The organism is Kribbella sp. NPDC051586 (genome assembly GCF_044453965.1).
Taxonomy (GTDB): domain Bacteria; phylum Actinomycetota; class Actinomycetes; order Propionibacteriales; family Kribbellaceae; genus Kribbella.
Genome location: NZ_JBITDF010000006.1, coordinates 60,246 through 86,312, shown reverse-complemented (window position 1 = coordinate 86,312; position 26,067 = coordinate 60,246). Strand labels below are relative to the sequence as shown.

The following is a 26,067-nucleotide window of genomic DNA, read 5'->3' as shown; positions in this document are numbered from 1 at the left end:
GCAGGCCAAGGGGCAGGCGGAGGCAGTTGGCCAAAGGGCAGGCGGGCCAAGCGGCACGGTAGGCGGGCGGCAGGGTGGGTGGGGTCACAGCTAGTCGCGTCTGATCAGGAGGGCGGCGGTCAGTGTTAGGGCTGCTGTGGCGGCGATGATTAGTTTGGCTGTTCGTTGGTTGTTGGCGGGGGGAGCGGGTGTGGCGTCTGTGGCGCGTGGTGGTGGGGACGGTGGGGGTGGAGCGCTTGCGGGGCGGGTCTGTTGATTGGTGAGTGGGAGTAGGCGGACCGGTCGGTTGGGGACGAGGGTCAAAGGGTTTAGGTATTGATTGGCCTGGGCCAGGCCCCAGTGCAGGCAGGTCCGGGGGAGGCAGTGTGAGCCGGCGGCGGAGAGGCGGCCGATGACGGTTCCGGTCTTGACGGTGGTCCCGACGGAGACCGCGGGGACGACTGGTTCGTACGTCGTACGGCGGGGGCCGGTGGTGATCGTGATGACGCCGCGGCCGGCCAGTGGACCGGCGTACGTGATCGTGCCGGGGGTGGCGGCGAGGACGGGCTGGCCGGGGCGGCCGGCGAGGTCGACGCCGCGGTGGCCGGGCAGCCACGGTTTGGCGGGTAGTTCGAAGCCGCGCAGCACCTCCGGGCGGGGCTGCAGCGGCCAGTCCGAGGCGGCGGGCCCAGGCGTGATGGTCAGGGTGGCGAGGGAGAGCAGGGCGAGGTTCATGCCAGGGAAGATGCCGTCGCCGCGGACGGCCCAGGACCCTCGACAGCGCGATTGTGGATAACCAGGGCCGGTTCGCGTTGCCCGCCGCCGGTCACGTACACTTCCGGTGGCGTCCCATGTGAGTGGGACGACTACGCATGCCCGCACAAGTGTGCGGTTCCACCGGTCCCGGAGCTTTTCGGGCGGAGCCGTACGACGGGCATCAGGAGCAGCGGATCATCCGATCCGACGCGAGACAACCGAGTAGACCCGGACGAATCAGCCGGGTCGCCAAAGGAGACCACCTCATGGCCGTCGTGACCATGAAGCAGCTGCTCGAGAGCGGCGTGCACTTCGGGCACCAGACCCGTCGCTGGAACCCGAAGATGAAGCGCTACATCCTCACCGAGCGCAACGGCATCTACATCATCGACCTGCAGCAGTCGCTGTCCTACATCGACCGCGCGTACGAGTTCGTCCGCAGCACGGTCGCGTCGGGCGGGGCGATCCTGTTCGTCGGCACCAAGAAGCAGGCCCAGGAAGCGATCGCCGAGCAGGCGACCCGCGTCGGGATGCCGTACGTGAACCAGCGCTGGCTGGGCGGCATGCTGACCAACTTCCAGACGGTGAACAAGCGGCTCCAGCGCCTCAAGGAGCTCGAGCTCATCGACTTCGACGACGTCGCCGCCTCCGGTGTCACCAAGAAGGAGCTGCTGCAGAAGCGTCGCGAGCACGACAAGCTGCTCAAGACCCTCGGCGGTATCCGCGACATGGCCCGGGTTCCGGCCGCCGTGTGGATCGTGGACACCAAGAAGGAGCACCTCGCCGTCGACGAGGCGCGCAAGCTGAAGCTGCCGATCATCGGCATCCTGGACACCAACTGCGACCCGGACGAGGTCGACTACCCGATTCCGGGGAACGACGACGCGATCCGCTCGGTCGGCCTGCTCACGCGGGTCGTCGCCGACGCCGTCGCCGACGGCCTGATGGGCCGCTCGGGCCAGGGCGCCGCCGCCTCCGGCGAGGAGCTGGGTCAGGAAGAGCCGCTGGCCGCCTGGGAGCGCGAGCTGCTGGAGAGCCAGAACGGCACCGCCAAGGCCGCTGACGCCAAGGCCGCCGACGCCAAGACCGCTGACGCCAAGACCGAGGACAAGGCCGCCGAGGCCGCCCCGGCCGAGGCTGCGCCGGTGGCGACCGAGGTCAAGGTAGAGGAGACCGAGGTCAAGGCCGAGGAGACCGAGGTCAAGGCCGAGGAGCCCACCGAGGCCAAGGCCGAGACGACCGAGGTCAAGGCTGAGGAGACCGAGGCCAAGGCCGAGGAGACCCCGAAGGCCGACGAGGCCTGACAGCCATGGATGCCGCCCGGTCCCGCCGGGCGGCACCCCGCTGCGCCGCACGGTCCGCAACCGGGCCTGCCCCGCCCATCCAGCCGCATCGACAAGACGAGAGAACGAGGAATGGCGAACTACACCGCCGCTGACGTGAAGAAGCTCCGCGACGCCACCGGCGCGGGCATGATGGACGCGAAGAAGGCGCTCGAGACCACCGACGGCGACTTCGAGAAGGCGATCGAGGAGCTGCGCATCCACGGCGCCGCCAAGGCCGCCAAGCGGGGCGCCGAGCGGTCCGCCACCAACGGCCTGGTGGCCGCGGCGGAGAACGCGCTGGTCCAGCTCAACTGCGAGACCGACTTCGTCGCCAAGAACGAGCAGTTCCAGCAGCTCGCCGCCGACATCGTCGCGCACGCTTCGGCGAGCAAGGTCGGCGACGTCGAGGGCCTGCTGACCGAGAAGCTGACCGACGGCAAGTCGGTCGCCGAGAACATCGAGGCGCTGGCCGCCGTCATCGGCGAGAAGCTGGAGCTCGGCAAGGTGGCCGTGTTCGACGGCCGGGTGACCGCGTACATGCACAAGCGTGCCGCGGACCTGCCGGCCCAGGTCGGCGTACTGGTCGAGTTCGAGGGCGACAACGTCGAGGCCGCCCGTGGCGCCGCCATGCAGGCCGCCGCGATGCGCCCGCTGTACACCACCCGCGACGAGGTCCCGGCCGAGACGGTCGAGAACGAGAAGCGGATCGCCGAGGCGACCGCCCGCGAGGAGGGCAAGCCGGAGCAGGCCCTGCCGAAGATCGTCGAGGGCCGGGTGAACGGCTTCTTCAAGGACGTCGTCCTGCTCGAGCAGCCGTCGGTGACCGAGAACAAGAAGTCCGTGAAGGCCGTGCTCGACGAGGCCGGTGTGACCGTGAAGCGGTTCGCCCGCTTCGAGGTCGGCGCCTGATCCCGCGAAGGATCTGAACCGGACAGCAACGAACGAGGAGGCCGGAATCGTGACGGAAACCCTGGGTACCGAGACGAATCCGGCCTCTTCGCCGTTCGCCCCGGCCTATCACCGGGTGCTGCTCAAGCTGTCGGGTGAGGTGTTCGGCGGCGGCAAGCTCGGCGTCGACCCCGACGTGGTGAACTCGATCGCCAAGCAGATCGCCGAGGTGGCCCGGGCCGGTGTCCAGGTCGCCGTGGTGGTCGGCGGCGGCAACTTCTTCCGCGGCGCCGAGCTCCAGCAGCGCGGCATGGAGCGGAACCGGGCCGACTACATGGGCATGCTCGGCACCGTGATGAACTGCCTGGCCCTGCAGGACTTCCTGGAGAAGCTCGGTATCGAGACCCGGGTGCAGACCGCGATCACGATGGGTCAGGTCGCCGAGCCGTACATCCCGCGCAAGGCCGAGCGGCACCTGGAGAAGGGCCGCGTGGTCATCTTCGGCGCCGGTTCCGGCATGCCGTACTTCTCCACCGACACCGTCGCCGCCCAGCGTGCGCTCGAGGTCGGCGCCGAGGCGCTGCTGATGGGCAAGCAGGGCGTGGACGGCGTGTACGACTCCGACCCGAAGAAGAACCCGGACGCGGTCAAGTTCGACCAGCTGTCGTACGACGACTTCCTGGCCCGCGGCCTGCGGGTGGCCGACGCCACCGCGATCAGCCTGGCCCGCGACAACGCGCTGCCGATCGTGATCTTCGGCCTCGAGGAAGGCAACATCGCCCGGGTGATCCACGGCGAGAAGATCGGCACGGTCGTCTCCCGGGGGCAATAACCCGGGCCAGGGCGGCGTACCACTAGGATCGGGTGTCACAAGGCGCAGTAGGAGTGGCCGCATCGACGCGGCCCAGAGGAAGCGAGGAATGTCGTGATCGACCAAGCTCTCCGCGAAGCCGAGCAGAAGATGGCGAAGGCCGTGGAGGTCGCGAAGGACGACTTCGCCGCGATCCGCACCGGCCGGGCGCACCCGCAGATGTTCGCGGGCATCCTGGCCGACTACTACGGCAGCCCGACGCCGCTGCAGCAGCTGGCCGGCTTCCAGGTGCCGGAGCCCCGGACCGTGCTGATCTCGCCGTACGACAAGGGTGCGATGGCGGCGATCGAGAAGGCGATCCGCGACTCCGACCTCGGTGTGAACCCGGGCAACGACGGCGCGGTGATCCGGGTGGTGATGCCGCAGCTGACCGAGGAACGCCGCAAGGAGTACATCAAGGTCGCCAAGACCAAGGGCGAGGAGGCCCGGGTCTCGATCCGCAACATCCGCCGGCACGCCATGGACCAGGTCCACAAGACGGTCAAGGACGGCGACGCGGGCGAGGACGAGGGCAAGAGTGCTGAGAAGCGGCTCGACGGGTTGACGAAGAAGTACGTCGACTCGATCGACGACCTGCTCAAGCACAAGGAAGCCGAACTGCTCGAGGTGTGATGGGCGTCGACAGCACGCCCGCGCCGAGTCCCAGCCCGAGCCGTGCCGGGCGCAATCTGCCCGCCGCGATCGCGGTGGGCGTCGGGCTCGGCGCCCTGATCCTCGGATCGCTGTACTGGCAGAAGGTCCTGTTCACCGTCCTGGTGCTCGCGGTCGTTCTGATCGCCGTCGACGAGATGATGAAGGCTCTGCGCACCGGGGGCGCGGCGATCCCGCGGATCCCGCTGTTCGCCGGTACGACGGCGATGCTGGCCGCGGCGTACTTCGGGGGACCGATGGCGCTGCTGGTCGCGCTGGCGCTGACGGTCCTGGGGACGATCTTCTGGCGGATGCCGGGCGGTTCGGTCGGGTTCGTCCGGGACGTGAGTGCGGGCGTGTTCCTGATCGGCTATGTCCCGCTGCTGGCGGGATTCGCGATTCTGCTGGTCCAGCCGGACGCGGACGGCCCGGGGCGGGTGGTGACGTTCTTCGTGGTCGTCGTCGCCAGTGACGTCGGCGGGTACGTCGCGGGCGTGCTGTTCGGCAAGCACCCGATGGCGCCGACGATCAGCCCGAAGAAGTCCTGGGAAGGATTCACCGGCTCCGCGCTGGCGTGTATCGGCGCCGGCATCGCCGCGGTGGTCTTCCTGCTGGACGGCGACTGGTGGGTCGGCGCGATCGTCGGTGCGGTCGCCGTACTGACCGCCACGGTCGGCGACCTCGGCGAGTCGATGATCAAGCGCGACCTGGGTATCAAGGACATGTCGAACCTGCTGCCCGGCCACGGAGGGCTGATGGACCGGTTGGACTCGCTGCTCGCGACCGCGCCCGTGGTTTGGCTCCTGCTGCACCTGCTGGTGAAGGCATGACGATCGCACCGGACGGACGTTCGCTGGTCGGCGACGTCGTGCGCCTCGATCGGATGCAGGCGTCGGACATCGACGAGTTGTACGCCGCGATCGGCAACGAGCAGGTGTACGCCAGCGGCTTCGGTGGCGGACCGGCCGCGATGCCGGCCGGCGCGGACGAGATGCGCGCGAAGTGGATCCCGGCCGCGGCCAAGCGGTTCGCGTACGTGGTCCGGTTGGTTGCCGACGGCACCGTTGTCGGTACGTCGAGCCTCGCCGACGTCGACCTGGTCAACGAGCGGATCCACATCGGCTACACCGGCTACGCGCCTGCCGTGTGGGGGACCGCGGTCAACCCGGCGGCCAAGCTGCTCCTGCTCGAGCACGCGTTCGAGGTGTGCGGATTCGGCCGCGTGAAGATCCAGACCGGCACGAAGAACACCCGCTCGCAGGCGGCGATCGCCAAGCTCGGCGCGACCCGTGAGGGCGTACTGCGACGGCACATGCGGATGGCCGACGGCTCGTTCCGGGACACCGTGGTGTTCTCGATCCTGGCCGACGAGTGGCCGGATGTGCGGAAACGGCTCGAGGACCGCATCAACCGATGAGCTTCGCCAGTGAGGCGAGGAGATCGTCCCGGTCGTAGGTGTTGGTCGTGACCAGCACTTCGTCCGCGGCCGTGCGCTGCACGAGGTCCTCGAGCGCGGCGTGCACCTCGTCCGAGGTCCCGTAGTACTGGCCGCGCAGCGCGTTCTCGAAGAACTCCCGCTCCCGGGCGGTCATGTCGGCGGGGATATCGGGCTGCAGCGGCGGGAAGACACCGCGGGTGCGTGAGTACGCGCTGGCCCATGCCTCTGGCAACAGCAGCTGACGGGCCGCCGAGGCGGTGTCGCCGACCGCGGCGGTAACGGCGAGGACGACGTACGGCTCCGAGGCCCATGGGGACGGCTGGAAAGCCGTTCGGTACTGCTCGACCAGGTCCTCGGAGTCTGGACGGGCAGCCAGTACGACAGGTAAGCCCAGCGCGGCTGCGATCGAGGCGCCTTCCCCCACAGCCAGGATGAAGGGTGGAATGTGCAGACCCTCGCCTGGTCGGGCGTGGACGTCTGAAGTGCCGGCGAGATAGCCGAGCAGCTCCTGGACCTGTCCGGCGAAGTCGTCCGCAGCGTCCTTCTCGACGCCGAGCGCGCGCCGTACGCCGTTGGTGAAGCCGACCGAGCGGCCGAGGCCCATGTCGATGCGCCCCGGGTACAGCGACTCCAGTACGCCGAACTGCTCCGCCACCACGAGCGGATTGTGGTTCGGCAGCATCACCCCGCCGGTGCCGACGCGGATCCGCTCGGTGCGAGCAGCAACGGCGGCCGCGAGGACAGTCGGCGCCGAACCGACCACTCCAGGAACGCTGTGGTGCTCCGACACCCAGAAACGCTTGTAGCCAAGGTCTTCCACCTGCCGGGCGAACTCCACAGTCGCACGCAGTGTCTCCGGCTCTGTCTCGCCAACGCGCGTCCGAGAACGATCCAGAACTGACAGCGGGACGGAGAGCATGTTCAGTCCAACGGGTCCGCCGGAGCGCTCATTCCCCGAGCAATAGCCGAAGATCGTCCCGGAAACGCTCCGAGGATGCCAGGGGAGCGAGGAACGCCCGCTCAACCTCCAGGCGGATCTGCTCCGCCGTTTCATAGGTCGATTGGCCGAGCGACGTCAGTACGACGACATTCCGCCGGCGGTCCTCGGGACTGCGGCGGCGCTCCACGAATCCACGCTCCTCCAGCCCGTCCAGCAGGTCGCCGATCGACGTGCGGTCCACCCGCAACCGGGCCGCGACCTCGAGCTGGGACAGCGGCTCACCGGACACGATCGCGGACAGCACCGCCAGATCGCGGCCGTTCAGGCCGTGCGGAGCCAGCGCCTTGGTCTGAGCCTCGGTGAGCTTCGCCAGGACGTGTTTGAGCAGATAGCCCAGCCGGTCGGACGCCATACCGTCAAATCTACCGGGCAACTGATCATCAGGAAGACTGATCATCAGCTACCCTGACGATTATGGAACTGACCTTCGGTCTCAAGACCACCCCGATGCACGTCCCGTACGCCGATATCCGCCGCGTCTGGCTCGAGGCCGACGAGGTTCCGCAGATCCGCGACGCCTGGCTGTGGGACCACTTCCTCCCGCTGGCCGGCCCGAAGAACGGCGACGTCCTCGAAGGCTGGACCCTGCTCACCGCGTTGGCCGCACAGACCACCCGGCTCCGCCTCGGCCTGCTCGTGACCAGCAACCGGATCCGCCCGCCGGCCGTCCTCGGCAAGATCGCCAGCACGCTCGACGTGATCTCCGGCGGCCGCCTGATCATGGGCCTCGGCGCCGGCGGCACCCATCAACCGGCCGGCCTGAGCGGCATTGCCGGCCCGAACCCCGCGATCGAGGAGTACGCCGCCTACGGATTGACGCTCGTTCCGCCGGGGGAGGGGATCGACCGGCTCCGCGAGAGCATCGAGATCCTGCGCCGGATGTGGACCGAGGAGGAGTTCGACTTCCACGGCCGCTACTACCAACTCGAGCGCAACCGCAACGAGCCCAAACCGATCCAGCCCGCGGGTCCGCCGCTGCTGATCGGCGGCTGGGGCAACCGGATGCTCGGACTGGTCGCGGAGTACGCCGACGTGTGGAACATCGGCGGCCCGCCGCACACCGACTTCGACACCCTCGCCGATCGGGTCCGGCGGTTGGACGCGGAATGCGCCCGGATCGGCCGCGACCCGTCGACGCTCAGCCGATCGCTGCAGCAGATCGTGTCGTACGACGACCCGGCCGAGACGCGTGCGATCGTGCAGCGGGCGATTGGACTGGGGTTCGACCACATCGTGCTGTCGCTGCCGCGCCCGTATCCGGAAGGCGCCGTGCGCTGGCTGGTGCGGGAGATCATCGAGCCTTTCGATCAGGCTGGAAAGGGTCGGTGATTTTTTCACCACGCCGCAGATTCTTGTGCCAGTATCAAACGCAGGATGATCCGCCCCGGTCGTCCATCGCGTGTGAGGAGCTGACATGACCCCCACGACGAAGTTCAAGGCCGCCCTGTGCGGTCTCGCCCTCATTGCCGCCGCCGCCCTCCCGCTGGCCGCAGCACCCGCCACCGCAGCACCCGCCGCACCCCGGACCGTCTCGGCGGAGGCAGCCGCCGCGACCAAGCCGGTGCCGAAGCTCGGCTACTCGACGCAGACCGTCAGAACGCTGAACATCGACTTCCAGTACCAGCAGACCGGCTACTGGTGTGGCCCGGCCGCGACCCGGATCGCGCTGTCGGCGCGGATCTCGCCGCCGAGCCAGCAGCAGCTGGCCAACGAGCTGCCGACCACGACCAACGGCACGGACTGGATCGGCCAGGTCACCACGGTGCTCAACAACCACCTCGGCACCGGCTGGTACGAGACGAAGGAGATGCCCAACGATCCGCCCACCCAGGCGCAGCGTGACCTGCTCTGGCGGGACGTCGTCCTGGACATCAACAACAACTACCCGATCGTCGCCAACATCGTCGCCCCGGCCGGCAACCACCCGCCCGGCTACCCGAACTACACGATCTACCACTACTTCACGGTGATCGGGTACGACGACAGCGACCAGACCGTACTGATCGCCGATCCGGCCGGGTTCGCCCCGACCGCGACGTACTGGCTGACCTTCAACCAGCTCGCCACCCTCATCCCGCCCAAGGGCTACTCGGCCTGACTCCACCTGTCCCTCGTCACGGCGAGATACCTTGGTCGCCGTGACGAGGGAGCCGCGGTTGGAGATCGAGTACTGCACGCAGTGCCGGTGGTTGATGCGGACGGCGTGGACCGCGCAGGAGTTGCTGACCACGTTCCCGCAGGAGTTGGGGGAGGTCGCGCTGATCCCGAGCACCGGCGGTGTGTTCGACGTACGACTGGACGGCGAGACGCTGTGGTCGAGGAAGGCCGAGGGTGGATTCGCCGAGATCCCGCTGCTGAAGCAGATGGTGCGCGACCGGATCGCCCCGGACCGCAAGCTCGGCCACTCGGACCGCAAGGCCGCCGGTGACGAGAGTCATGGGTCGTGAATTTGTGAATCATCCGGGGCGCTTGCGACAATGGATCGGTTATGACTACCTCCCTTCCCCTTGTCTTCGATGAGCCGCGCCGCGCCAAGAAGCCGCCGCGGCACCTGGCCGACCTCACGGGGGAGGAGCGCCGTACTGCGGTTGCCGCGCTGGGTGAGCCCGCGTTCCGGGCCAAGCAGCTGTCCAACCACTACTTCTCCCGGCTGGTGTCCGACCCGGCCGAGATGACCGACCTGCCGGCCGGGACCCGGGACAAGCTGGTCGCGGACCTGATGCCGCCGCTGCTGACCCGCGTCCGGGACCTCGAGTGCGACAACGGGGAGACCCGCAAGACGCTGTGGAAGCTGCTCGACGGATCGCTCGTCGAGTCGGTCCTGATGCGGTATCCGGGCCGCACGACGATGTGCGTGTCGTCGCAGGCGGGGTGCGGGATGGCGTGCCCGTTCTGCGCGACCGGCCAGGGCGGACTGACGCGGAACATGTCGACCGCGGAGATCGTCGAGCAGGTCGTCGACGGTGCGCGGGCGCTGGCGCGCGGCGAGATCGCCGGCGGGCCGGGGCGGGTCAGCAACATCGTCTTCATGGGCATGGGCGAGCCGATGGCCAACTACAAGGCCGTGATGGGCGCCGTCCGCCGGTTCACCGATCCGTCGCCGGAGGGGCTGGGGATCTCGGCCCGCGGTGTAACGGTGTCGACGGTCGGGCTGGTGCCGCGGATCAACCAGCTCGCGACCGAGGGGATCCCGGTGACGCTCGCGTTGTCGCTGCACGCGCCGGACGACGAGCTGCGCGACGAGCTGGTGCCGATCAACAACCGCTGGAAGGTCGACGAGGTGCTGGACGCGGCCTGGGAGTACGCGCGGCAGACCAAGCGGCGCGTCTCGATCGAGTACGCGATGATCCGCGACATCAACGACCACGCCTGGCGGGCGGACCTGCTCGCCGAGAAGCTGAACGCGCGTGGCGACTGGGGCTGGGTGCACGTCAACCTGATCCCGCTGAACCCGACTCCCGGCTCGAAGTGGACCGCCTCCGATCCGGCCGACGAGCGCGAGTTCGTCCGCCGCCTCGAGGCCGCCGGCATCCCCACCACCGTCCGCGACACCCGCGGCCAGGAAATCGACGGCGCCTGCGGCCAACTCGCCGCCGCCAGCAAGTAACCGACAAACCGGGCGCTCCTCAGCTGACCACTACTCCGTCGAGGATCTGGGCGAGAGCTGCGGGCTGCGAAAGCATCGGCCAGTGGCCGGTCGGCATCTCGAGCAGCTCCCACTGCGGCGACTGCAGGTGCTCCTGCACATCGGCAGACGGCGCATCGCCTGCCATGAGGCACTTGATGTACGTCGTGGGCAGCTCGCGGACCGGCCTGGTCAACCGCGCCGGTTGCGTCAGCGTCAGGCCCGGGTGCGGCGTACTGCGGGACACCAGCCGGCTGACTGCCTCCTCGGACAGGTCTTGGTCGACGAAGTGCTCCGCTTCAGCCGGCAACCAGGTGCCGTCGCCTTCGATCAGCTGCTCCTCCAGCCAAGCCCGCTCGTCGTCGGGCCAGCCGTCCGCGAACGACAGGCCGTCAGCCGGGACGCTCGAGTCGACGTACACGACCCGTTGCAGCCGGTCGCCGATCCGCCCGGCCGCCTGCCCCACCGGGATCCCCGAGTAGCTGTGCCCGACCAGCACCACGTCGTACAACTCGTTGCCCTCGACCACCGAGACGATGTCCTCGACGTGCTGTTGCTGTCCGACCCGGTCCGCGTCCGGCCGATGGCGCTCCGCCAGCCCGCTCAACGTCACCGGATACACCGCGTGCCCAGCGCCCCGCAGGTGCTCAGCGACCATGTCCCACGCCCAGGCCCCCAGCCGAGCCCCCGGCACCAGCACGAACTCACCCATGCCGCGCACAGTACTGCGAGCAGTCGGCCATTGGGACGGATGGGATGATCGGGTGGTGAAGATCCTCTCGATCCAGTCAGCGGTTGCCTACGGGCACGTGGGTAACTCGGCAGCTGTGTTCCCGTTGCAGCGCATCGGTGTGGAGGTGCTGCCGGTGTACACGGTGAACTTCTCCAACCACACCGGCTACGGGGCGTGGCGTGGGCCGATGATCAGCCCGGACAACGTGCGCGAGGTTCTGCTGGGGATCGAGGACCGCGGCGTGCTTCCGCAGATCGACGTGGTCCTGTCCGGGTACCAGGGCGGTGAGGGGATCGCCGACGTGATTCTCGAAACGGTACAGCGGGTGAAGGCGGCCAACCCGGCGGCGGTGTACTCGTGCGACCCCGTGATGGGGAACGCGAAGTCCGGGTGCTTCGTCGCTCCCGCCATCCCCGTGCTCCTGCGCGACCGGGTAGTTCCGGCAGCCGACATCATCACGCCCAACCAGTTCGAACTGGGCTTCCTGACCGGCACTGAGCCGGACACGCTCGAGTCCACGCTGGCCTCGGTGGAGCTGGTGCGCGCCACCGGTCCGCGTACGGTCCTCGTCACCAGCGTCGAGCGTCCCGACCGCGAGGACGGCACGATCGAGATGCTGGCCGTCGACGACAGCGGCGCCTGGCTCGTGCAGACGCCGCACATCCCGATGAAGGCGAACGGCTCGGGCGACGTGACGGCAGCGCTCTTCACGGCGCACTACCGAGGAACGGGCGATCTCGCGGAGGCTCTCGCGCGCACGACCTCCAGCGTGTTCGATCTGCTCACCCGCACCCACGAGTCAGGTGAGCGCGAGCTACAGCTTGTCGAGTCGCAGGACGCGTACGCCAGCCCGCAGATGCAGTTCAAGCCACGCCAAGTCGGCTAACACACCAGTCCGGCAGCCTGGTCGATGGTGTCGACCAGGTGGAGCGGCATGGGGTGCTTGGTGGCCAGCGACTGGAGGAGTGGCCACACGGGGAGCTGAGCGGTCCAGTAGTCGGTGCCGACCAGGATCAGGGGGATCTGGGTGGCCTTGTCGCCGTAGTAGTTCGGGGTGGCAGCCTGGAAGATCTCCTGGACGGTGCCGGCCGCGCCTGTCAGGTAGATGATGCCGCCGTGGGCTCGGGCGAGGAGGACGTCTTCGCGCTGGGCGTTCGAGAAGTACTTCGCGATGGCGCCGGCGAACACGTTCGGCGGCTCGTGGCCGTAGAACCAGGTGGGGATGGACACGCCGCCGTCACCTGGGTACTGCGACCGGACAGCGAGGCCCGCGGACGCCCACGCTCCGATGGAGGGGCGGAAGGACGGTACGGCGGCCAGCTCGGCGAGAGCGCTCTCCAGCGCGGCGTCGTCGTACGCCGCCAGCGAGGCGCCGAGGTTGGCAGCTTCCATCGCCCCGGGACCGCCGCCGGTCACGACCATCCGGCCGGCGCGGGCGAGTGTCCGTCCGAGCAGTACGGCGGAGCGGTAGTCGTCACTGCCCCGCAGTACGCCGTGGCCGCCCATCACGCCGACCCAGGGCTTGTCCTCGGGGAGTTCGGTGAGTGCGTCGGCGATGGCGTGGTCGTGGAGGGCCGCGGCCAAAGTCCGGCTGGTGTCGCCCTTCTCGTCGTGCTGGCGGGACCAGGCGTAGATCCGGGCGTCCGGCGTGGCGTCGTACCCGTGCTCCAGGCCGGCGTACAGCTCGTCGGCGTCGTACAGCCGGGCGCGGTACGCGTCGAACGGCAGCTCCGGGATGGCCGGGAACACCAGTCCGCCGCCGTCCCGGATCCAGGCGTCCGCCTTCTCCTCCAGCGCGCAGCCGAGGAACAGCGAGCCCATCGGCTTCAGCCCGAGCAGCTCCGCCGTACGCGGGGTCAGATCCACCGACTGCACCCGCCAGCCGGCCATCGCCGTGGCCCCCGTGGCGAGCAGCCGGTCGAAGTGGTCCAGAGACTCGATGTCCACGTGCGGGATGCTCGGCATTGTCACGCAGAGCACCCTAGGGCATAGCTCCTGTCATAGACCTGCGCTATCGGGGAACCGGTGTAATGCTTGGCCCATGACACATGCGGAGCTCTGGGAGCGTCACAAGGCCGTCATGCCGGCTTGGCTCGCGTTGTACTACGAGGAGCCGATCGAGATCGTGCAGGGGTCCGGCCGCCGGGTCACCGACGGTGAGGGCAACACCTACCTCGACTTCTTCGCCGGCATCCTGACCAACGCGATCGGGTACGACATCGCGGAGATCTCGGACGCCGTCCGTGAGCAGCTCGGCACCGGGATCGCGCACACCTCGACGGTGTACCTGATCCGGAAGCAGATCGAGCTGGCCGAGCAGATCGCCGAGCTGTCCGGCATCCCGGACGCGAAGGTGTTCTTCGCCAACTCCGGCACCGAGGCGAACGAGACGGCCCTGCTGCTCGCCACCCAGAACCGCCGTTCCAACCAGGTCCTGGCGATGCGGAACTCGTACCACGGCCGCGCGTTCGGCACGGTCGCGATCACCGGCAACCGCGGCTGGTCCGCGAGCAGCCTGTCGCCGGTGAACGTCCAGTACGTGCAGGGCGCGTACCGGTACCGCAGCCCGTTCCGCGAGCTGCCGGACGCGGAGTACATCAAGGTCTGCGTCGACGACCTGCGCAACGTCATCGAGACCACGACCGCCGGTGACGTCGCCTGCCTGATCGCCGAGCCGATCCAGGGCGTCGGCGGGTTCTCGTCGCCGCCTGACGGGCTGTACGCCGCCTTCAAGGAGGTCCTCGACGAGTACGGGATCCTGTTCATCTCCGACGAGGTGCAGACCGGGTGGGGCCGGACCGGCGACCACTTCTGGGGCATCCAGTCGCACGGCGTCGTACCGGACGCGATGACGTTCGCGAAGGGGCTCGGCAACGGGTTCGCGATCGGCGGGGTGGTCGCCAAGGCCGAGCTGATGGACAGCGTCAAGGCGAACTCGCTGTCGACGTTCGGCGGCAACCCGATCTCGACCAGCGCGGCGAAGGCGACCATCGACTACCTGCTGGACAAGGACCTGCAGGCGAACGCGGCCAAGCGCGGCGCGCAGCTGGTCGACGGCCTGCGCGGGATCTCCGACGAGTACCCCGAGCTCGGCGACGTCCGCGGCAAGGGCCTGATGCTGGCCGCCGAGATCGTCAACCCCGACGACCGCACCCCGGACGCCGCGAGCACCGCCAAGCTCCAGCAGGAGACCAAGAACCGCGGCCTCCTGGTGGGCAAGGGCGGCCTGTACGGCAACGTCCTCCGGATGGCCCCGCCGATGACCCTCACCGAGGAGGAGACCGCCGAGGCCCTGGAGATCATCCGGGACTCGTTCAACTCGCTGCGCTGACTCCGAACGAGGTGCTCAGCGCCTCCGTCAGCCCGGCATCGTCCGATCCGGCCCAGGCCACGTAACCGTCGGGCCGGATCAGGACCGCTGCCGGGACGTCGCCGTCCCACGATGAATCAGCCACACGAGCTGATACGCAGTCGATCCGGTCGATCGCCGGTGCCGGGCTGCCGTCGAGGGTCAGGAGCAACGGGCGGCCGGTGCTCAGGAGCTGATGGACCCGACGCCCGTCCTGCAGCTTCGCGTCGGGGATCCGGCGGCCGTTCAGCGGGTGCTCGCCCTTGACGTCGTACCGGATGTCGAGGGCCGAGATCATCAGCGCCAGCCGCCACCGGACCTCGTCGATCGCGATCAGGCCGGCGAAGGTTTCCCGCAGCGCCTCGCTGTGCGCGCCCGGTCGGGCGAGCGCGGTCTGCGCGCGGGTGTTGTGCAGCACGCGAGCGGCGATCGGGTGTCGCTCGCTCTCGTAGCTGTCGAGGAGCGCGTCCGGGGCCTCACCTCGCAGTACCGTCCCGAGCTTCCAGCCGAGATTCATCGCGTCCTGGACGCCGAGGTTCAAGCCCTGACCGCCTGCCGGGTAGTGGATGTGGGCCGCGTCGCCGGCCAGCAGGACCCGGCCGGCGCGGTACCGGTCGGCCTGCCGGGCGGCGTCGCCGTACTGCGAGACCCACCGCGGACCGTGCATCCCGAAGTCGGTGCCCGCGACCTCGCGGTAGGACGCACGGAAGTCCTCGTAGCTCGGTTCCGAGCCACGGTCGACGACGCGGTCGTGCCGCTGGACCATCAGCCGCCACCAACCAGGCTGGAAGGAGAGCGCCGAGAAGTCGCCCAGCTCGCGCCGCTCGGAGAACACGTTGCCGGCCGGTGGATCGGCCAGCTCGACATCGGCGAGCATGCCCAGCATGGTCGGCCCCGTGCCGTCGAACCTGATCCCCGCGAGCTTGCGGACGGTACTGCGGCCACCGTCGCACCCGACCAGGTACTCGCACCGAACCGTGCGCTCGCCGAGCTCGACCTCGATACCCGTCGCGTCCTGCCGAAGTCCCGTCACCGGCGACCCCCACTGCGGCGCAGCGCCCAGCTCCGTCGCGTGGCGCTCGAGCACGCGCTCGACATCGGCCTGGATGATCGCGAGCGTGTGCGGGTGCCGGGTCGGAAGGTCCGAGAAGTCCAGCCCCAGACCGGCGAAGTGCCCGGCCTGCAACGGGCGGCCGTGAGCCAGCACCTCCTCCAGCAACCCCCGCTGCTCGAACAGCTCGATCGTCCGCGGGTGGATGCCGCCGGCCCTCGACTCGCCCGTCCGGGCCGGCAGCCCGTCGACCAGCAGTACGTCGATCCCGGCCAGCCGCAGCTCACCCGCCAGCATCAGCCCGGTCGGCCCGGCGCCCGCGATGAGCACCTGCGTCGTCTCCATCACCGTCTCCTTAACGTCGTTAAATTTTCCTTAATGATGTTAAGGAGAGCAGAACATTGTTAAGGTGTCAACGTGAAGCTCGATCCCGGGACCATTGCCGGCACCGCTCTCGGTCTGCTCGACGACGGTGGCGTCGACGCGCTGACCATGCGCAAAGTGGCGACCGCGCTCGGCGTTCAGGCGCCGGCGCTCTACTGGCACGTGAAGAACAAGCGCGAACTGCTCGACGCGATGGCGCGGGCGCTGTTCGTCATGGCCGTCGACGGCGTGGAGGCGCCGCGGCAGGGGATCAGCTGGCAGGACTGGCTGGTCGAGCTGGCCGGCCGGCTGCGCAGCACGATGCTGCGGTACCGCGACGGTGCCCGGGTGCTGGCCGGCACGCACGCCGGCGACGAGGCGATGTGGCGGGTGACCGAGCTGACCCTGCGGACGCTCGAGGATGCCGGGTTCGCGCTGCGCGAGGCCGGCCGGGTCTTCCCGGTCCTGCTCAACTACACGATCGGCTTCGTGATCGAGGAGCAGGCGCAGAGCGGCGTCGACTACCCCGACGGCAACCCGTACCGGAGCGACGAGATCGCGAAAGAGGTCGACGCCGAGCGCTTCCCGCTGACCGCGCGGATGGTGAACGACGTCTTCGGCGCCGATCCGGACGTGGAGTTCGCGCACGGCCTGCGCACGATCCTGGCCGGGATCAACGCAGAAGGCCCCTCCCCGGCAACAGGGGAGAGGCCTTCAGATTAGAGCGGGGCTTCCGCCGAGGTGGCTGCCTCTGCGGCGGAGGGCGGTGGGGCGCCGGTGATCTTGCGGCGGCGGCGCGAGCGGCCCTCGAGGTACCGGGCCAGCAGCGACAGCAGCGAGCACAGGCCGATGTAGATGATCGCGGTGACGATGTACGTCGGGATGTACGGGAAGCCGTACGTGAGCCGGCCGCCCATCTGCTTGGCGACGTACAGCAGCTCGCCGTAGGTGATGATGAAGCCGAGCGCGGTGTCCTTCAGCAGTACAACCAGCTGGCTGACGATCGCCGGCAGCATCGCACTGATGGCCTGCGGCAACAACACCAGCCGGACCACCTGGTTCTTCCGCAGCCCGACCGCGTACGCCGCCTCCCGCTGACCCTTCGGTACGGCGGCGATGCCGGCCCGGAAGATCTCCGCGAGCACTGAGCCGTTGTAGAGCGTCAGACCGAAGACGACCGCCCAGAACGGGCCGAGTCCCAGGTTGAACTGGATGTTGCCGAAGTAGAAGTAGAACATCAGGATCAGCAGCGGGATGGCGCGGAACAGCTCGACGATCAGGGTCGCCGGCGTCCGGATCCACTTGCGGTCACTGATCCGCGCGGCGGCGAACACCGCACCGAAGAGCATCGCCAGCACGGCGGCGAGACCGGCCGCCTTCAGCGTGTTCAGCAGGCCGTCGAACAGCTGCCGCTGGATCGACGAGTACTGGAACTGACGCCACAGCCGTCCTTCGAACTGGCCGTATACGTACATCCGGTGGATCAGCCAGGCGATCACGCCGGCCAGCACCAGCAGGACCACGATGTTCGAGATCCGGTTCCGGAGCTTCGCGCGCGGCCCGGGGGTCTCGTACAGGACTGAGCTCATCAGGCCACCGCCGTCCGTCGTTCGGCCCACCGTTGCAGGAAGATCAGCGGCACGATCAGGATCAGGAACCCGATTGTGATCCACAGCAGCGTGAGCAGCTGGTTCTCACCGCGCTCAGACATCGCCGCCGGGATGGCGCCGGCCTCCGCGACCGAGAAGCCGGCCGCGATGGTGGTGTTCTTCAGCAACGCGATCAGCACGCTCATCAGCGGCGGGATGATCGCACGGAAGGCCTGCGGCAGGACGACGATCGTCAGCACCTGCAGGAACGACATGCCGACCGCGCGTGCCGCCTCGGACTGCCCCGGCGAGATCGTGTTGACGCCCGACCGGACCACCTCGCAGATGAACGCGGACGTGTAGATCGTCAGCGCGCCGACCGCGGTCCAGTACGGGTCCGGCAGGGACAGGTGCATCTTGGCCGAGCCGAAGAACAGGAACGCGAAGACCAGCGTGAGCGGCGTGTTCCGCAGGACGTTGACGTAGCCGGTGCCGACTCCGCGCAGGGCAGGCACCGGGGAGACCCGGAACGCTCCCAGGATGGTGCCGAGCACCAGACTGAGCACGCCGGACACCACGAACAGCCTGATGGTCAGCCAGAAGCCGTCCCGGAACAGCGGCCAGTTGTCGGTGAGGACCGAGAACATCGCGACCTTCCTCTTGCCTTACAGGTAACGACAGGTGATGACAGGTGATGACAGGTGATGACAGCTAGTGACAGCGAACGACACAGCCCGGCCGCGGCGCCCGTCCAGGACGCCGCGGCCGGCTGCGAGGATCAGTACTTCTCGAGCGGCGGCGGGGTCGAGTCCGAACCCGACTTGCCGAGCGTCTCGTCGTAGATCTTCTTCCAGGTGCCGTCGGAGGCCGAGGTCTCCAGGATCGAGTTCACCTTGTCGCGCAGCGCCTTGTCGGCCAGCGGCAGGCCGATGCCGTACTTCTCCACACTGAACGGCTTGCCGACCACGCGCAGCTCGTCGGGCGCGCTGGCCGCGTAGCCCTTGAGGATGGCGTCGTCGGTGGTGAGCGCGTCGACCTTCTGGTCGAGCAGCTGCGAGACGCACTCGGAGTACGTCTTGAACTCGGAGATGTTGCTGGCCTCGGTGAGCTGCTCGTCCTTGACCCGCTGGATCGGGGTCGAGCCGGTCGCCGAGCAGACCTTCTTGCCCTTCAGCGCGGTCTTGCCGGCGTCCATCGAGGTGTCGGCCTTGCGGACCAGCAGGTCCTGACCGGCGATGAAGTACGGGCCGGCGAACGACACCTGCTTCTTGCGCTTGTCGGTGATCGAGTAGGTCCCGACGTAGTAGTTGATCTCGCCGCCGGCGATCGCGGTCTCCCGGTTCGCCGAGGGGATCTCCTTGTACTCGATCTTGTCCGGGTCCATGCCGAGGCCGGCCGAGACCATCCGGGCGATCTCGATGTCGAAGCCGCAGCGCTTGCCGTTGGCGTCCTTGTAGCCGAGGTTCGGCTGGTCGGCCTTGACGCCGACGGTCACCTTGCCGGCGGACTTGATCTTGGTGAACGTCGGGCTGCCGGCCACGTCCACGCCGCTCGCGGTGTCGAACTTGTGCAGCTCGCCGCAGGAGTCGGAGGCGTTGCCGCCACCGCCGCCGCTCGCGGCGGGCTCGTCCTTGCCACAGGCAACAGCGGTCAGCGCGAGCGCACCGACGCCGAGAGTGGCGACGAGGTTGCGCATTCTCATGATCTGGTTCCCCTTCGTTGGTTACTACAGCTACAGCCGCGGGCGGGAGCTCAGTGCTTCAGGATCTTGCCGAGGAAGTCCTGGGCCCGCCGGGAGGTGGGGTTGGTGAAGAAGGTCTCCGGGTCGGACTCTTCGACGATCTCGCCGTCGGCCATGAACACCACCCGGTTCGCCGCGGTGCGGGCGAAGCCCATCTCGTGGGTCACCACGACCATCGTCATGCCCTGCTTGGCCAGGTCGATCATCACCTCGAGGACCTCCTGGATCATCTCCGGGTCGAGCGCCGAGGTGGGCTCGTCGAACAGGATGACCTTGGGGTCCATGGCCAGCGCCCGCGCGATCGCGACGCGCTGCTGCTGGCCACCGGACAGCTGAGCCGGGTACTTCGAGGCCTGGTTGGCCACCCCCACCCGCTCCAGCAGCTCCATCGCCCGCTTCTCGGCCTGCTTCGGATCCGCCTTGCGGACCTTCAGTGGGCCGAGGGTGACGTTCTGCAGGATCGTCTTGTGCGCGAACAGGTTGAACGACTGGAACACCATGCCGACGTCGGCGCGCAGCTTGGCCAGGGCCTTGCCCTCGCTGGGCAGCGGTTCGCCGTCCAGCAGGATGCTGCCCGAGTCGATCGGTTCCAGCCGGTTGATCGCGCGGCAGAGCGTTGACTTCCCGGACCCGGACGGGCCGATCACGACGACGACCTCGCCCTGCTGGATGGACAGGTCGATGTCCTTCAGGACGTGCAGTTCGCCGAAGTGTTTGTTGACACCGGACAGTGCCACCAACCCGGTTTTCGTGAGAGTGCCGGAATCGCTCATGGCCAGAACCTACTGGAGCCGGGGGTGCGGTCGCAGGCCCGGGTGGTACCCCCTTGGTAACGATCTGCAATAAACCCGGGCTGCCCGTAGCCGGGCGGTCACGGATTGCTGGCGTTTGTTCGTTTGTGAGCGCCCTGCCCGCTCAGGTGACGATTCCGTACTCGCGGATCTTCCGGTAGATCGTCGCCCGTGACATTCCCAACGCGCCCGCGGCGGCCTTCTTGTCGCCGTCGTACGTCGACAACGCGTCGACGATCGCGTCCCGCTCGAGGGCCTCGATGGCGGTCAGCTGCCGGCGGGTCGTGGCCCTGCACTCGGGCGGCAGGTCGGCCAGCTCGACCACCCCGGACCGGCGGCGCCGGGCGATCGCGGTGAGGACGGCGCGCAGGTGGGTGATGTTGCCAGCCCACGGCAGCCGCATCAGCTGGTTCATGGTCGCGGGGGAGAAGGCCAGTCCGTTGATGCCGGCCTTCGCCAGCAGCGAGCGGACCAGGGCCGGGACGTCCTCGACATGGTGGCGCAGCGGCGGCACCTCGATGGTGCGGGGGAAGAACGCGAGCAGCTCGTCGGCGATCTCGGCCCGGTCGGCCGGCAGCGTGAGCGCCACCCACGCGTCCCCGGCGATCGCGCCGTCGCGGACGTTCTGCAGCAATTCGGTCAGGCCGTCGAGGACCTCACCGGTCAGCAGGTGCGCGCGCCGGATGATCAGGTCGGCGCCGGACTCCAGCTCGGCGCGTGCCTCGGTCAGCAGGTCGTCGCCCATCGCCTCGGGATCGAGTACGGCGAGCCGGCGCTCCGGCGCCACGTGCCGCCGTACTGCGCGCAGCATGGTCAGCTTGCCCGTCCCCGCTTCGCCGTTGGCGATCAGCCACTCGGACCGGTTGCACGCCTCGAGCAGCTCCTGGGTGACGTGCTGCCAGACCGCACTCGTCCCGGTCGTCCCGGGAATCAAGGCGGCCCGGGCGACCTGAGGAGTGCGGACCGGCGCTCGTTGCTCCTTGATCTGGATGACTCCGCCGGCCAAGGTGTCGCCGAGGAACGTCGGCCGGTAGGCCAGTCGCGCGGTCGTCCCGCTGGGCAGGTCGGTGATGAACACCAGCGGCTTGGTCCCGCCGCGGGCGTCCCGGGTGCGGTCGATCAGCGCCGCCTGGTCGATCGCGTCGAACCGGGCCTGGGCGTAGGCGTTCATCATGAACACCTCGTCGCCGAGCGCGAGCACCGGCCCGCCACTGTGCCGGCAGGCCGCGTAGTAGTCGCTCAGCAAGGCATGGTCGAGCGCGTTCGCCTCCTCGACGACGCGGTCGTGGATGCGGCGGGCGGCGAGTTTGGCGAACGACAGCAGGATCGAGTTCGAGTTCCGTGCCTGGGTGGTGATGTCGAGTACGCCGAGCAGGCCGCCGGTGACCGGATGCGTGATCGGGGCGCCGGCGCACGAGAACATCCGGAGTTTGCCGTTGTAATGCTCGGCTCCGTCGATCTGGATCGGTCCGCCCACTTCGAGCGCCGTACCGATCCCGTTGGTGCCGACGGCCGATTCGGCGTACTGGAACCCGGGTGCGAGGTCGACGGAGTCCAGGCGCCGGAGCAGGGACGGGTCGCCGCCGCGGCGGTCCAGGACCACGCCCTTCGCGTCGGTCAGGATGATGCAGACCGGCTCGTTGTGGAGCTCCGACGACAGTGCGTCGATCACCGGCCGGGCCGCGCGGATCAGCGTGGTCTCGCGATCGATCCGGTCGAAGTACTTCGGGGCCGGGCGGTCCACGTCGACCTGCGATGCCTGTGAGCGCTCCCATGACACTCGGATCGGATCCCGGACCGGCTGTGCAGCGCCCATAGCGGTCTCCTTCATGTCCGTCACCAGCGGAACTGCGACCAACGGTAGCTCGCCCCGCTGTGACCGCCATCTCACATTGAGACACGGAGACGTCCATCAGGCGGCTTTCATCTCCTATCAACCCCGATGATGGAGGCCCACATTGAGCAGGCAGAGTCTTACCAAGGCGCACGCCAAGATCACCGAGTTGTCCTGGGAACCGACGTTCGCGACCCCGGCGACCCGCTTCGGCACCGACTACACGTTCGAGAAGGCGCCCAAGAAGGACCCGCTGAAGCAGATCATGCGGTCCTACTTCCCGATGGAGGAGGAGAAGGACAACCGCGTGTACGGCGCCATGGACGGCGCCATCCGCGGCAACATGTTCCGCCAGGTGCAGCAGCGCTGGCTGGAGTGGCAGAAGCTGTTCCTCAGCATCATCCCGTTCCCGGAGATCTCCGCGGCCCGGGCGATGCCGATGGCGATCGACGCCGTACCGAACCCCGAGATCCACAACGGGCTCGCGGTGCAGATGATCGACGAGGTCAGGCACTCGACGATCCAGATGAACCTCAAGCGCCTGTACATGAACAACTACATCGACCCGGCCGGTTTCGACATGACCGAGAAGGCGTTCGCGAACAACTACGCGGGCACCATCGGCCGGCAGTTCGGCGAGGGGTTCATCACCGGTGACGCGATCACCGCGGCGAACATCTACCTCACGGTGGTCGCGGAGACGGCGTTCACCAACACGCTGTTCGTCGCGATGCCCGACGAGGCCGCTGCCAACGGCGACTACCTGTTGCCGACGGTGTTCCACTCGGTCCAGTCCGACGAGTCGCGGCACATCAGCAACGGGTACTCCATCCTGCTGATGGCGCTGGCCGACGAGCGCAACCGGCCGCTGCTGGAGCGCGACCTGCGGTACGCGTGGTGGAACAACCACTGCGTCGTGGACGCGGCCATCGGCACCTTCATCGAGTACGGCACGAAGGACCGCCGCAAGGACCGGGAGTCGTACGCGGAGATGTGGCGCCGGTGGATCTACGACGACTACTACCGCAGCTACCTGCTGCCGCTGGAGAAGTACGGCCTGACGATTCCGCACGACCTGGTCGAGGAGGCGTGGAACCGGATCACCAACAAGGGCTACGTGCACGAGGTCGCGCGGTTCTTCGCCACCGGCTGGCCGGTGAACTACTGGCGGATCGACGCGATGACCGACAAGGACTTCGAGTGGTTCGAGGAGAAGTACCCAGGCTGGTACTCGAAGTACGGCAAGTGGTGGGAGAACTACAACCGGCTCGCCTACCCCGGCAAGAACAAGCCGATCGCGTTCGAAGAGGTCGGGTACCAATACCCGCACCGCTGCTGGACCTGCATGGTGCCGGCGCTGATCCGCGAGGACATGGTCACCGAGAAGGTCGACGACCAGTGGCGCACCTACTGCTCGGAGACCTGCTACTGGACCGACGCCGTCGCGTTCCGGGGCGAGTACGACGGCCGGCCGACCCCGAACATGGGCCGCCTGACCGGCTTCCGCGAGTGGGAGACCCTGCACCACAACAAGGATCTGGCCGACATCGTCCAGGACCTCGGGTACGTCCGTGACGACGGCAAGACGCTGATCGGCCAGCCGCACCTGGACCTGGACGACCCGAAGAAGCTGTGGACCCTCGACGACGTCCGGGGCAACACGTTCATGAGCCCGAACGTGCTGCTGAACGAGATGTCCGACGCCGAGCGCGAGGCTCACATCGCGGCCTACAAGGCCAACGGAACTGCCTCGACCCACACGGCAGCCTGAGGAGGACCCGGTGGCCGACAAGCACCGTATCCAGTTCGAACCGGTCGGCATCGAGATGGAGGTCGGCGAGGAGGAGAAGATCCTCGACGCCGCGTTCCGGCAGGGAATCCATCTGATGCACGGCTGCCGGGAAGGGCAGTGCTCGGCGTGCAAGTCGTACCTGCTCGAGGGTGACATCCAGATGGAGCGTTACTCGACGTTCGCCTGCAACGACGCGGAAGTGGCCGAGGGTTACGTGCTGCTCTGCAAGGCGCACGCGTACAGCGACTGCACGATCGAGCTGCTCAACTTCGACGAGGACGAACTGCTCGGCGGCATCCCCATCCGGACCGTGGGGACGCGGGTCGCGGCGATCGAACCGGTCACCCGCGACATCGTGTCGCTGCGGCTGGAACCCGCCGAGCAGTTCGACTTCAAGCCGGGGCAGTACGTCGACCTGACCATCCCCGGCACCGACGAACACCGCTCGTTCTCGATGGCGACGACACCATCCGGCGAGATCGAGTTCCTGATCAAGAAGTACCCCGGCGGCCGGTTCTCCGGCCTGCTCGACGACGGCCTGGCGGTCGGCGACGAGCTGTCCATGACGGGGCCGTACGGCTCGTCGACCTTGAAGGACGGCCACGTCCTGCCCGTGGTCTGCGTGGCCGGCGGGGCGGGGATGGCGCCCATCCTGTCGATCCTGCGGCACCTGAAGGAGACCGGCAGCACGCGTCCCGTCCGCTTCTACTACGGCGCGCGGACGGCGGCCGACCTGTTCTACCTGGAGGCGATCGAGGAGCTCGGCGCGGAGTTGGCCGGCTTCGAGTTCATCGCCTGCTTGTCCGAGTCGGCTCAGGACTCGGATGGCTCTGGCGGGCTCCAGGTGGAGGAGGGCAACGTCACGGAGATCGTCGAACGGCGCGAGGCCGAGCTGCACCGCAGCGAGGTCTACCTGTGCGGCCCGCCGCCGATGGTCGACGCGGCCCTGACATTGCTCGAGGCAAACAACGTGCCCAAGGACCAGGTCTTCTACGACAAGTTCACCAGCCCAGCTACCGATGGAGCCTGAGTTGACGTCCTCCCCCGCCAGCGGGCCGGGGGATTCCAACTACGCCACGATTGGAGGTGCGAGTTGAGGTTCACGCTTCTCAGAGCCCAGTACCGCGGTCTCTCCGCGTGCATTCACGGCCCGTCCGGCCGCGACGTTCTGTGCGATGTTGACGGCGGCATTCACGTCGGCGTTGGCCTCGTACCGGCAGGCGACACACCGGAACACCGCTTGGCTCTCACGGTTCTCCGGCGCGACATGCCCACAAGCGCTGCAGGTCTGCGACGTATAAGCGGGCTTGACTCGCTCGACCCGGCTTGGCGCCTTGTGCTCCAGACGCTGAACGAGCAGACCCCAGCCTTGGGCAAGGATTCCCCGATTGAGCACAGCCTTCTGCCGCACGTTGCGGCCCGGCACATCGCGGGTGCCTCGCGCGGAATTCGTCATGCCACGAATCCGCAAATCTTCGACACCGATCACGTCAAACCGTCGAACGAGGTCGGTGGTCATCTGCTCGACCCAGTTCTTCCGCCGGTCGGCCTCCCGGGCCTTGAATCGCGCAAGCGAGGCCCGAATCTTCCCGCGCCGGTTGCTGCCTGCCTGCGCCTTGGCGAGCTTGCGTTGCAGATGCTTGACTCGCCGCTGTTCACCCCGCGACAGGTTGGGGCAGGTCAGCAGTTCGCCGGTCGACAAGGCCGCGGACACGGAAACTCCACGATCAACACCGACTACGTCGCCCGTTCCAGGTGCCTGGATGGGTTCGGGGACTGCCGCGAACGCGATGTGCCAACGCCCTGCCCGGTCACACGAGACGCGATACGACTTCGCGTCCGGCAGCCTCCGGGACAGCCGGAATTTTATCCATCCGACCTTGGGTATCAGGACCCGGGCCCACTTCTGGTTCAACGTCTCCACTCGCTGGGCCACCGGTCCGACGATCCGAAACCCCTCATGCACGTTTTCTCTGCGCCACGTAGGGCGGCCGTGGGCTCCTGCGTAAAAGTTGCGCCACGCCCGGTCGAGATCGCGCAGCGCCTGCTGCTGCACGGTCTGCGACCCAGACCGCAACCACGGCTCTGCCGCACGGGCATCGGTCAGTTGCGCCGATTGCGCCACATACCCCGGAGTTGCGGGCCGGCCCCGCCGCCACATCAACCGTTGCTCCAAGCCCAGGTTCCACATGTATCGCGCATGCCTGCAGTGCTCCTGCAGCCCAGACACCTGGGCCGGAGTTGGTGCGAGGCGGTAGCGGGACACAACACCTAACCAACCAGACGGCACCGACATTCTTCACTTGAAGGGA

The 26,067-nt window shown here is 68.1% G+C and carries 27 protein-coding genes; 15 read left to right on the top strand and 12 right to left on the bottom strand.

Annotation, left to right across the window (positions count from 1 at the left end; translation table 11 throughout):
- Window positions 1-90 precede the first annotated feature (90 nt).
- Window positions 91-714: a M23 family metallopeptidase gene (locus ACIA58_RS38425; RefSeq protein WP_396408799.1), complete on the bottom strand. Its 624-nt coding sequence runs from the start codon at window positions 712-714 to the stop codon at window positions 91-93.
- Window positions 715-1,001: 287 nt separating this feature from the next.
- Between ACIA58_RS38425 and rpsB the strand changes: the two genes are divergently transcribed.
- The 6 genes from rpsB (at window position 1,002) to ACIA58_RS38395 (ending at window position 5,866) form a co-directional block, all read left to right on the top strand.
- Window positions 1,002-2,039: a 30S ribosomal protein S2 gene (rpsB, locus tag ACIA58_RS38420; RefSeq protein WP_396408798.1), complete on the top strand. Its 1,038-nt coding sequence runs from the start codon at window positions 1,002-1,004 to the stop codon at window positions 2,037-2,039.
- Between the two features lie 111 nt (window positions 2,040-2,150).
- Window positions 2,151-2,969 carry a translation elongation factor Ts gene (gene tsf / locus ACIA58_RS38415; protein WP_396408797.1) on the top strand — a complete coding sequence of 273 codons (819 nt, stop codon included), beginning with the start codon at window positions 2,151-2,153 and terminating at the stop codon, window positions 2,967-2,969.
- A 49-nt stretch (window positions 2,970-3,018) separates the two neighbouring features.
- Window positions 3,019-3,780 carry a UMP kinase gene (pyrH, locus tag ACIA58_RS38410; RefSeq protein WP_238160771.1) on the top strand — a complete coding sequence of 254 codons (762 nt, stop codon included), beginning with the start codon at window positions 3,019-3,021 and terminating at the stop codon, window positions 3,778-3,780.
- 96 nt (window positions 3,781-3,876) lie between these two features.
- Window positions 3,877-4,431, top strand: coding sequence for a ribosome recycling factor (gene frr / locus ACIA58_RS38405; protein ID WP_396409291.1), 555 nt, complete (start codon window positions 3,877-3,879; stop codon window positions 4,429-4,431).
- On the top strand, window positions 4,431-5,279 hold the full coding sequence (locus tag ACIA58_RS38400; protein WP_396408796.1) for a phosphatidate cytidylyltransferase: 849 nt from the start codon (window positions 4,431-4,433) through the stop codon (window positions 5,277-5,279). The genes frr and ACIA58_RS38400 overlap by 1 nt, the downstream gene beginning before the upstream one ends.
- On the top strand, window positions 5,276-5,866 hold the full coding sequence (locus ACIA58_RS38395; RefSeq protein ID WP_396408795.1) for a GNAT family N-acetyltransferase: 591 nt from the start codon (window positions 5,276-5,278) through the stop codon (window positions 5,864-5,866). The genes ACIA58_RS38400 and ACIA58_RS38395 overlap by 4 nt, the downstream gene beginning before the upstream one ends.
- Here the strand turns inward: ACIA58_RS38395 and ACIA58_RS38390 are convergent.
- Both ACIA58_RS38390 and ACIA58_RS38385 read right to left on the bottom strand, forming a co-directional pair.
- Complete coding sequence (locus ACIA58_RS38390) at window positions 5,856-6,806, bottom strand: LLM class flavin-dependent oxidoreductase (RefSeq protein WP_396408794.1); 951 nt, start codon at window positions 6,804-6,806, stop codon at window positions 5,856-5,858. The two genes, ACIA58_RS38395 and ACIA58_RS38390, sit on opposite strands and share 11 nt — an antisense overlap.
- Before the next feature lie 28 nt (window positions 6,807-6,834).
- Window positions 6,835-7,239: a MarR family winged helix-turn-helix transcriptional regulator gene (locus ACIA58_RS38385; protein WP_396408793.1), complete on the bottom strand. Its 405-nt coding sequence runs from the start codon at window positions 7,237-7,239 to the stop codon at window positions 6,835-6,837.
- Between the two features lie 62 nt (window positions 7,240-7,301).
- On the opposite strand from ACIA58_RS38385, the gene ACIA58_RS38380 reads away from it, so the two are divergent.
- The 4 genes from ACIA58_RS38380 to rlmN all read left to right on the top strand — a co-directional run bounded on the left by ACIA58_RS38380 (window position 7,302) and on the right by rlmN (window position 10,494).
- Window positions 7,302-8,216 carry an LLM class flavin-dependent oxidoreductase gene (locus tag ACIA58_RS38380; protein WP_396408792.1) on the top strand — a complete coding sequence of 305 codons (915 nt, stop codon included), beginning with the start codon at window positions 7,302-7,304 and terminating at the stop codon, window positions 8,214-8,216.
- A gap of 85 nt (window positions 8,217-8,301) precedes the next feature.
- Complete coding sequence (locus tag ACIA58_RS38375) at window positions 8,302-8,985, top strand: C39 family peptidase (RefSeq protein ID WP_396408791.1); 684 nt, start codon at window positions 8,302-8,304, stop codon at window positions 8,983-8,985.
- A gap of 40 nt (window positions 8,986-9,025) precedes the next feature.
- Window positions 9,026-9,334 (top strand): SelT/SelW/SelH family protein, encoded by a 309-nt coding sequence (locus tag ACIA58_RS38370; RefSeq protein WP_396408790.1) that lies wholly within the window; start codon window positions 9,026-9,028, stop codon window positions 9,332-9,334.
- Window positions 9,335-9,375: 41 nt separating this feature from the next.
- Window positions 9,376-10,494: a 23S rRNA (adenine(2503)-C(2))-methyltransferase RlmN gene (rlmN, locus tag ACIA58_RS38365; protein WP_396408789.1), complete on the top strand. Its 1,119-nt coding sequence runs from the start codon at window positions 9,376-9,378 to the stop codon at window positions 10,492-10,494.
- Between the two features lie 19 nt (window positions 10,495-10,513).
- On the opposite strand, the gene ACIA58_RS38360 is transcribed toward rlmN, so the two are convergent.
- Window positions 10,514-11,224: an alpha/beta fold hydrolase gene (locus ACIA58_RS38360; protein WP_396408788.1), complete on the bottom strand. Its 711-nt coding sequence runs from the start codon at window positions 11,222-11,224 to the stop codon at window positions 10,514-10,516.
- Window positions 11,225-11,279: 55 nt separating this feature from the next.
- Between ACIA58_RS38360 and pdxY the strand changes: the two genes are divergently transcribed.
- Window positions 11,280-12,131, top strand: coding sequence for a pyridoxal kinase PdxY (gene pdxY / locus ACIA58_RS38355; protein ID WP_396408787.1), 852 nt, complete (start codon window positions 11,280-11,282; stop codon window positions 12,129-12,131).
- Here pdxY and ACIA58_RS38350 read toward each other — a convergent pair.
- Complete coding sequence (locus ACIA58_RS38350) at window positions 12,128-13,210, bottom strand: LOG family protein (RefSeq protein ID WP_396409290.1); 1,083 nt, start codon at window positions 13,208-13,210, stop codon at window positions 12,128-12,130. The two genes, pdxY and ACIA58_RS38350, sit on opposite strands and share 4 nt — an antisense overlap.
- 76 nt (window positions 13,211-13,286) lie before the next feature.
- On the opposite strand from ACIA58_RS38350, the gene ACIA58_RS38345 reads away from it, so the two are divergent.
- Window positions 13,287-14,576, top strand: a complete 1,290-nt coding sequence (locus ACIA58_RS38345) for an aspartate aminotransferase family protein (RefSeq protein WP_396408786.1) — start codon at window positions 13,287-13,289, stop codon at window positions 14,574-14,576.
- On the opposite strand, the gene ACIA58_RS38340 is transcribed toward ACIA58_RS38345, so the two are convergent.
- Complete coding sequence (locus tag ACIA58_RS38340; RefSeq protein WP_396408785.1) at window positions 14,560-15,990, bottom strand: FAD-dependent monooxygenase; 1,431 nt, start codon at window positions 15,988-15,990, stop codon at window positions 14,560-14,562. The two genes, ACIA58_RS38345 and ACIA58_RS38340, sit on opposite strands and share 17 nt — an antisense overlap.
- A gap of 72 nt (window positions 15,991-16,062) precedes the next feature.
- Between ACIA58_RS38340 and ACIA58_RS38335 the strand changes: the two genes are divergently transcribed.
- Window positions 16,063-16,731: a TetR/AcrR family transcriptional regulator C-terminal domain-containing protein gene (locus tag ACIA58_RS38335; protein ID WP_396408784.1), complete on the top strand. Its 669-nt coding sequence runs from the start codon at window positions 16,063-16,065 to the stop codon at window positions 16,729-16,731.
- Here ACIA58_RS38335 and ACIA58_RS38330 read toward each other — a convergent pair.
- The 5 genes from ACIA58_RS38330 to ACIA58_RS38310 all read right to left on the bottom strand — a co-directional run bounded on the left by ACIA58_RS38330 (window position 16,728) and on the right by ACIA58_RS38310 (window position 21,960).
- Complete coding sequence (locus ACIA58_RS38330) at window positions 16,728-17,597, bottom strand: amino acid ABC transporter permease (protein WP_396408783.1); 870 nt, start codon at window positions 17,595-17,597, stop codon at window positions 16,728-16,730. The genes ACIA58_RS38335 and ACIA58_RS38330 overlap by 4 nt on opposite strands.
- A complete protein-coding gene (locus ACIA58_RS38325) occupies window positions 17,597-18,244 on the bottom strand; it encodes an amino acid ABC transporter permease (protein WP_396408782.1) in 648 nt (215 codons plus the stop codon). The genes ACIA58_RS38330 and ACIA58_RS38325 overlap by 1 nt, the downstream gene beginning before the upstream one ends.
- A gap of 131 nt (window positions 18,245-18,375) precedes the next feature.
- Complete coding sequence (locus ACIA58_RS38320) at window positions 18,376-19,299, bottom strand: glutamate ABC transporter substrate-binding protein (protein WP_396408781.1); 924 nt, start codon at window positions 19,297-19,299, stop codon at window positions 18,376-18,378.
- A 50-nt stretch (window positions 19,300-19,349) separates the two neighbouring features.
- Window positions 19,350-20,111 (bottom strand): amino acid ABC transporter ATP-binding protein, encoded by a 762-nt coding sequence (locus ACIA58_RS38315; RefSeq protein ID WP_396408780.1) that lies wholly within the window; start codon window positions 20,109-20,111, stop codon window positions 19,350-19,352.
- A gap of 142 nt (window positions 20,112-20,253) precedes the next feature.
- Window positions 20,254-21,960, bottom strand: coding sequence for a sigma-54-dependent Fis family transcriptional regulator (locus ACIA58_RS38310; RefSeq protein ID WP_396408779.1), 1,707 nt, complete (start codon window positions 21,958-21,960; stop codon window positions 20,254-20,256).
- A 127-nt stretch (window positions 21,961-22,087) separates the two neighbouring features.
- On the opposite strand from ACIA58_RS38310, the gene ACIA58_RS38305 reads away from it, so the two are divergent.
- Both ACIA58_RS38305 and ACIA58_RS38300 read left to right on the top strand, forming a co-directional pair.
- Window positions 22,088-23,734 (top strand): hypothetical protein, encoded by a 1,647-nt coding sequence (locus ACIA58_RS38305; protein WP_396408778.1) that lies wholly within the window; start codon window positions 22,088-22,090, stop codon window positions 23,732-23,734.
- A gap of 10 nt (window positions 23,735-23,744) precedes the next feature.
- Window positions 23,745-24,785, top strand: a complete 1,041-nt coding sequence (locus tag ACIA58_RS38300; RefSeq protein ID WP_396408777.1) for an FAD-binding oxidoreductase — start codon at window positions 23,745-23,747, stop codon at window positions 24,783-24,785.
- Window positions 24,786-24,824: 39 nt separating this feature from the next.
- Here ACIA58_RS38300 and ACIA58_RS38295 read toward each other — a convergent pair whose 3' ends face one another.
- Window positions 24,825-26,051: an RNA-guided endonuclease InsQ/TnpB family protein gene (locus tag ACIA58_RS38295; RefSeq protein ID WP_396408776.1), complete on the bottom strand. Its 1,227-nt coding sequence runs from the start codon at window positions 26,049-26,051 to the stop codon at window positions 24,825-24,827.
- Window positions 26,052-26,067: the final 16 nt, after the last annotated feature.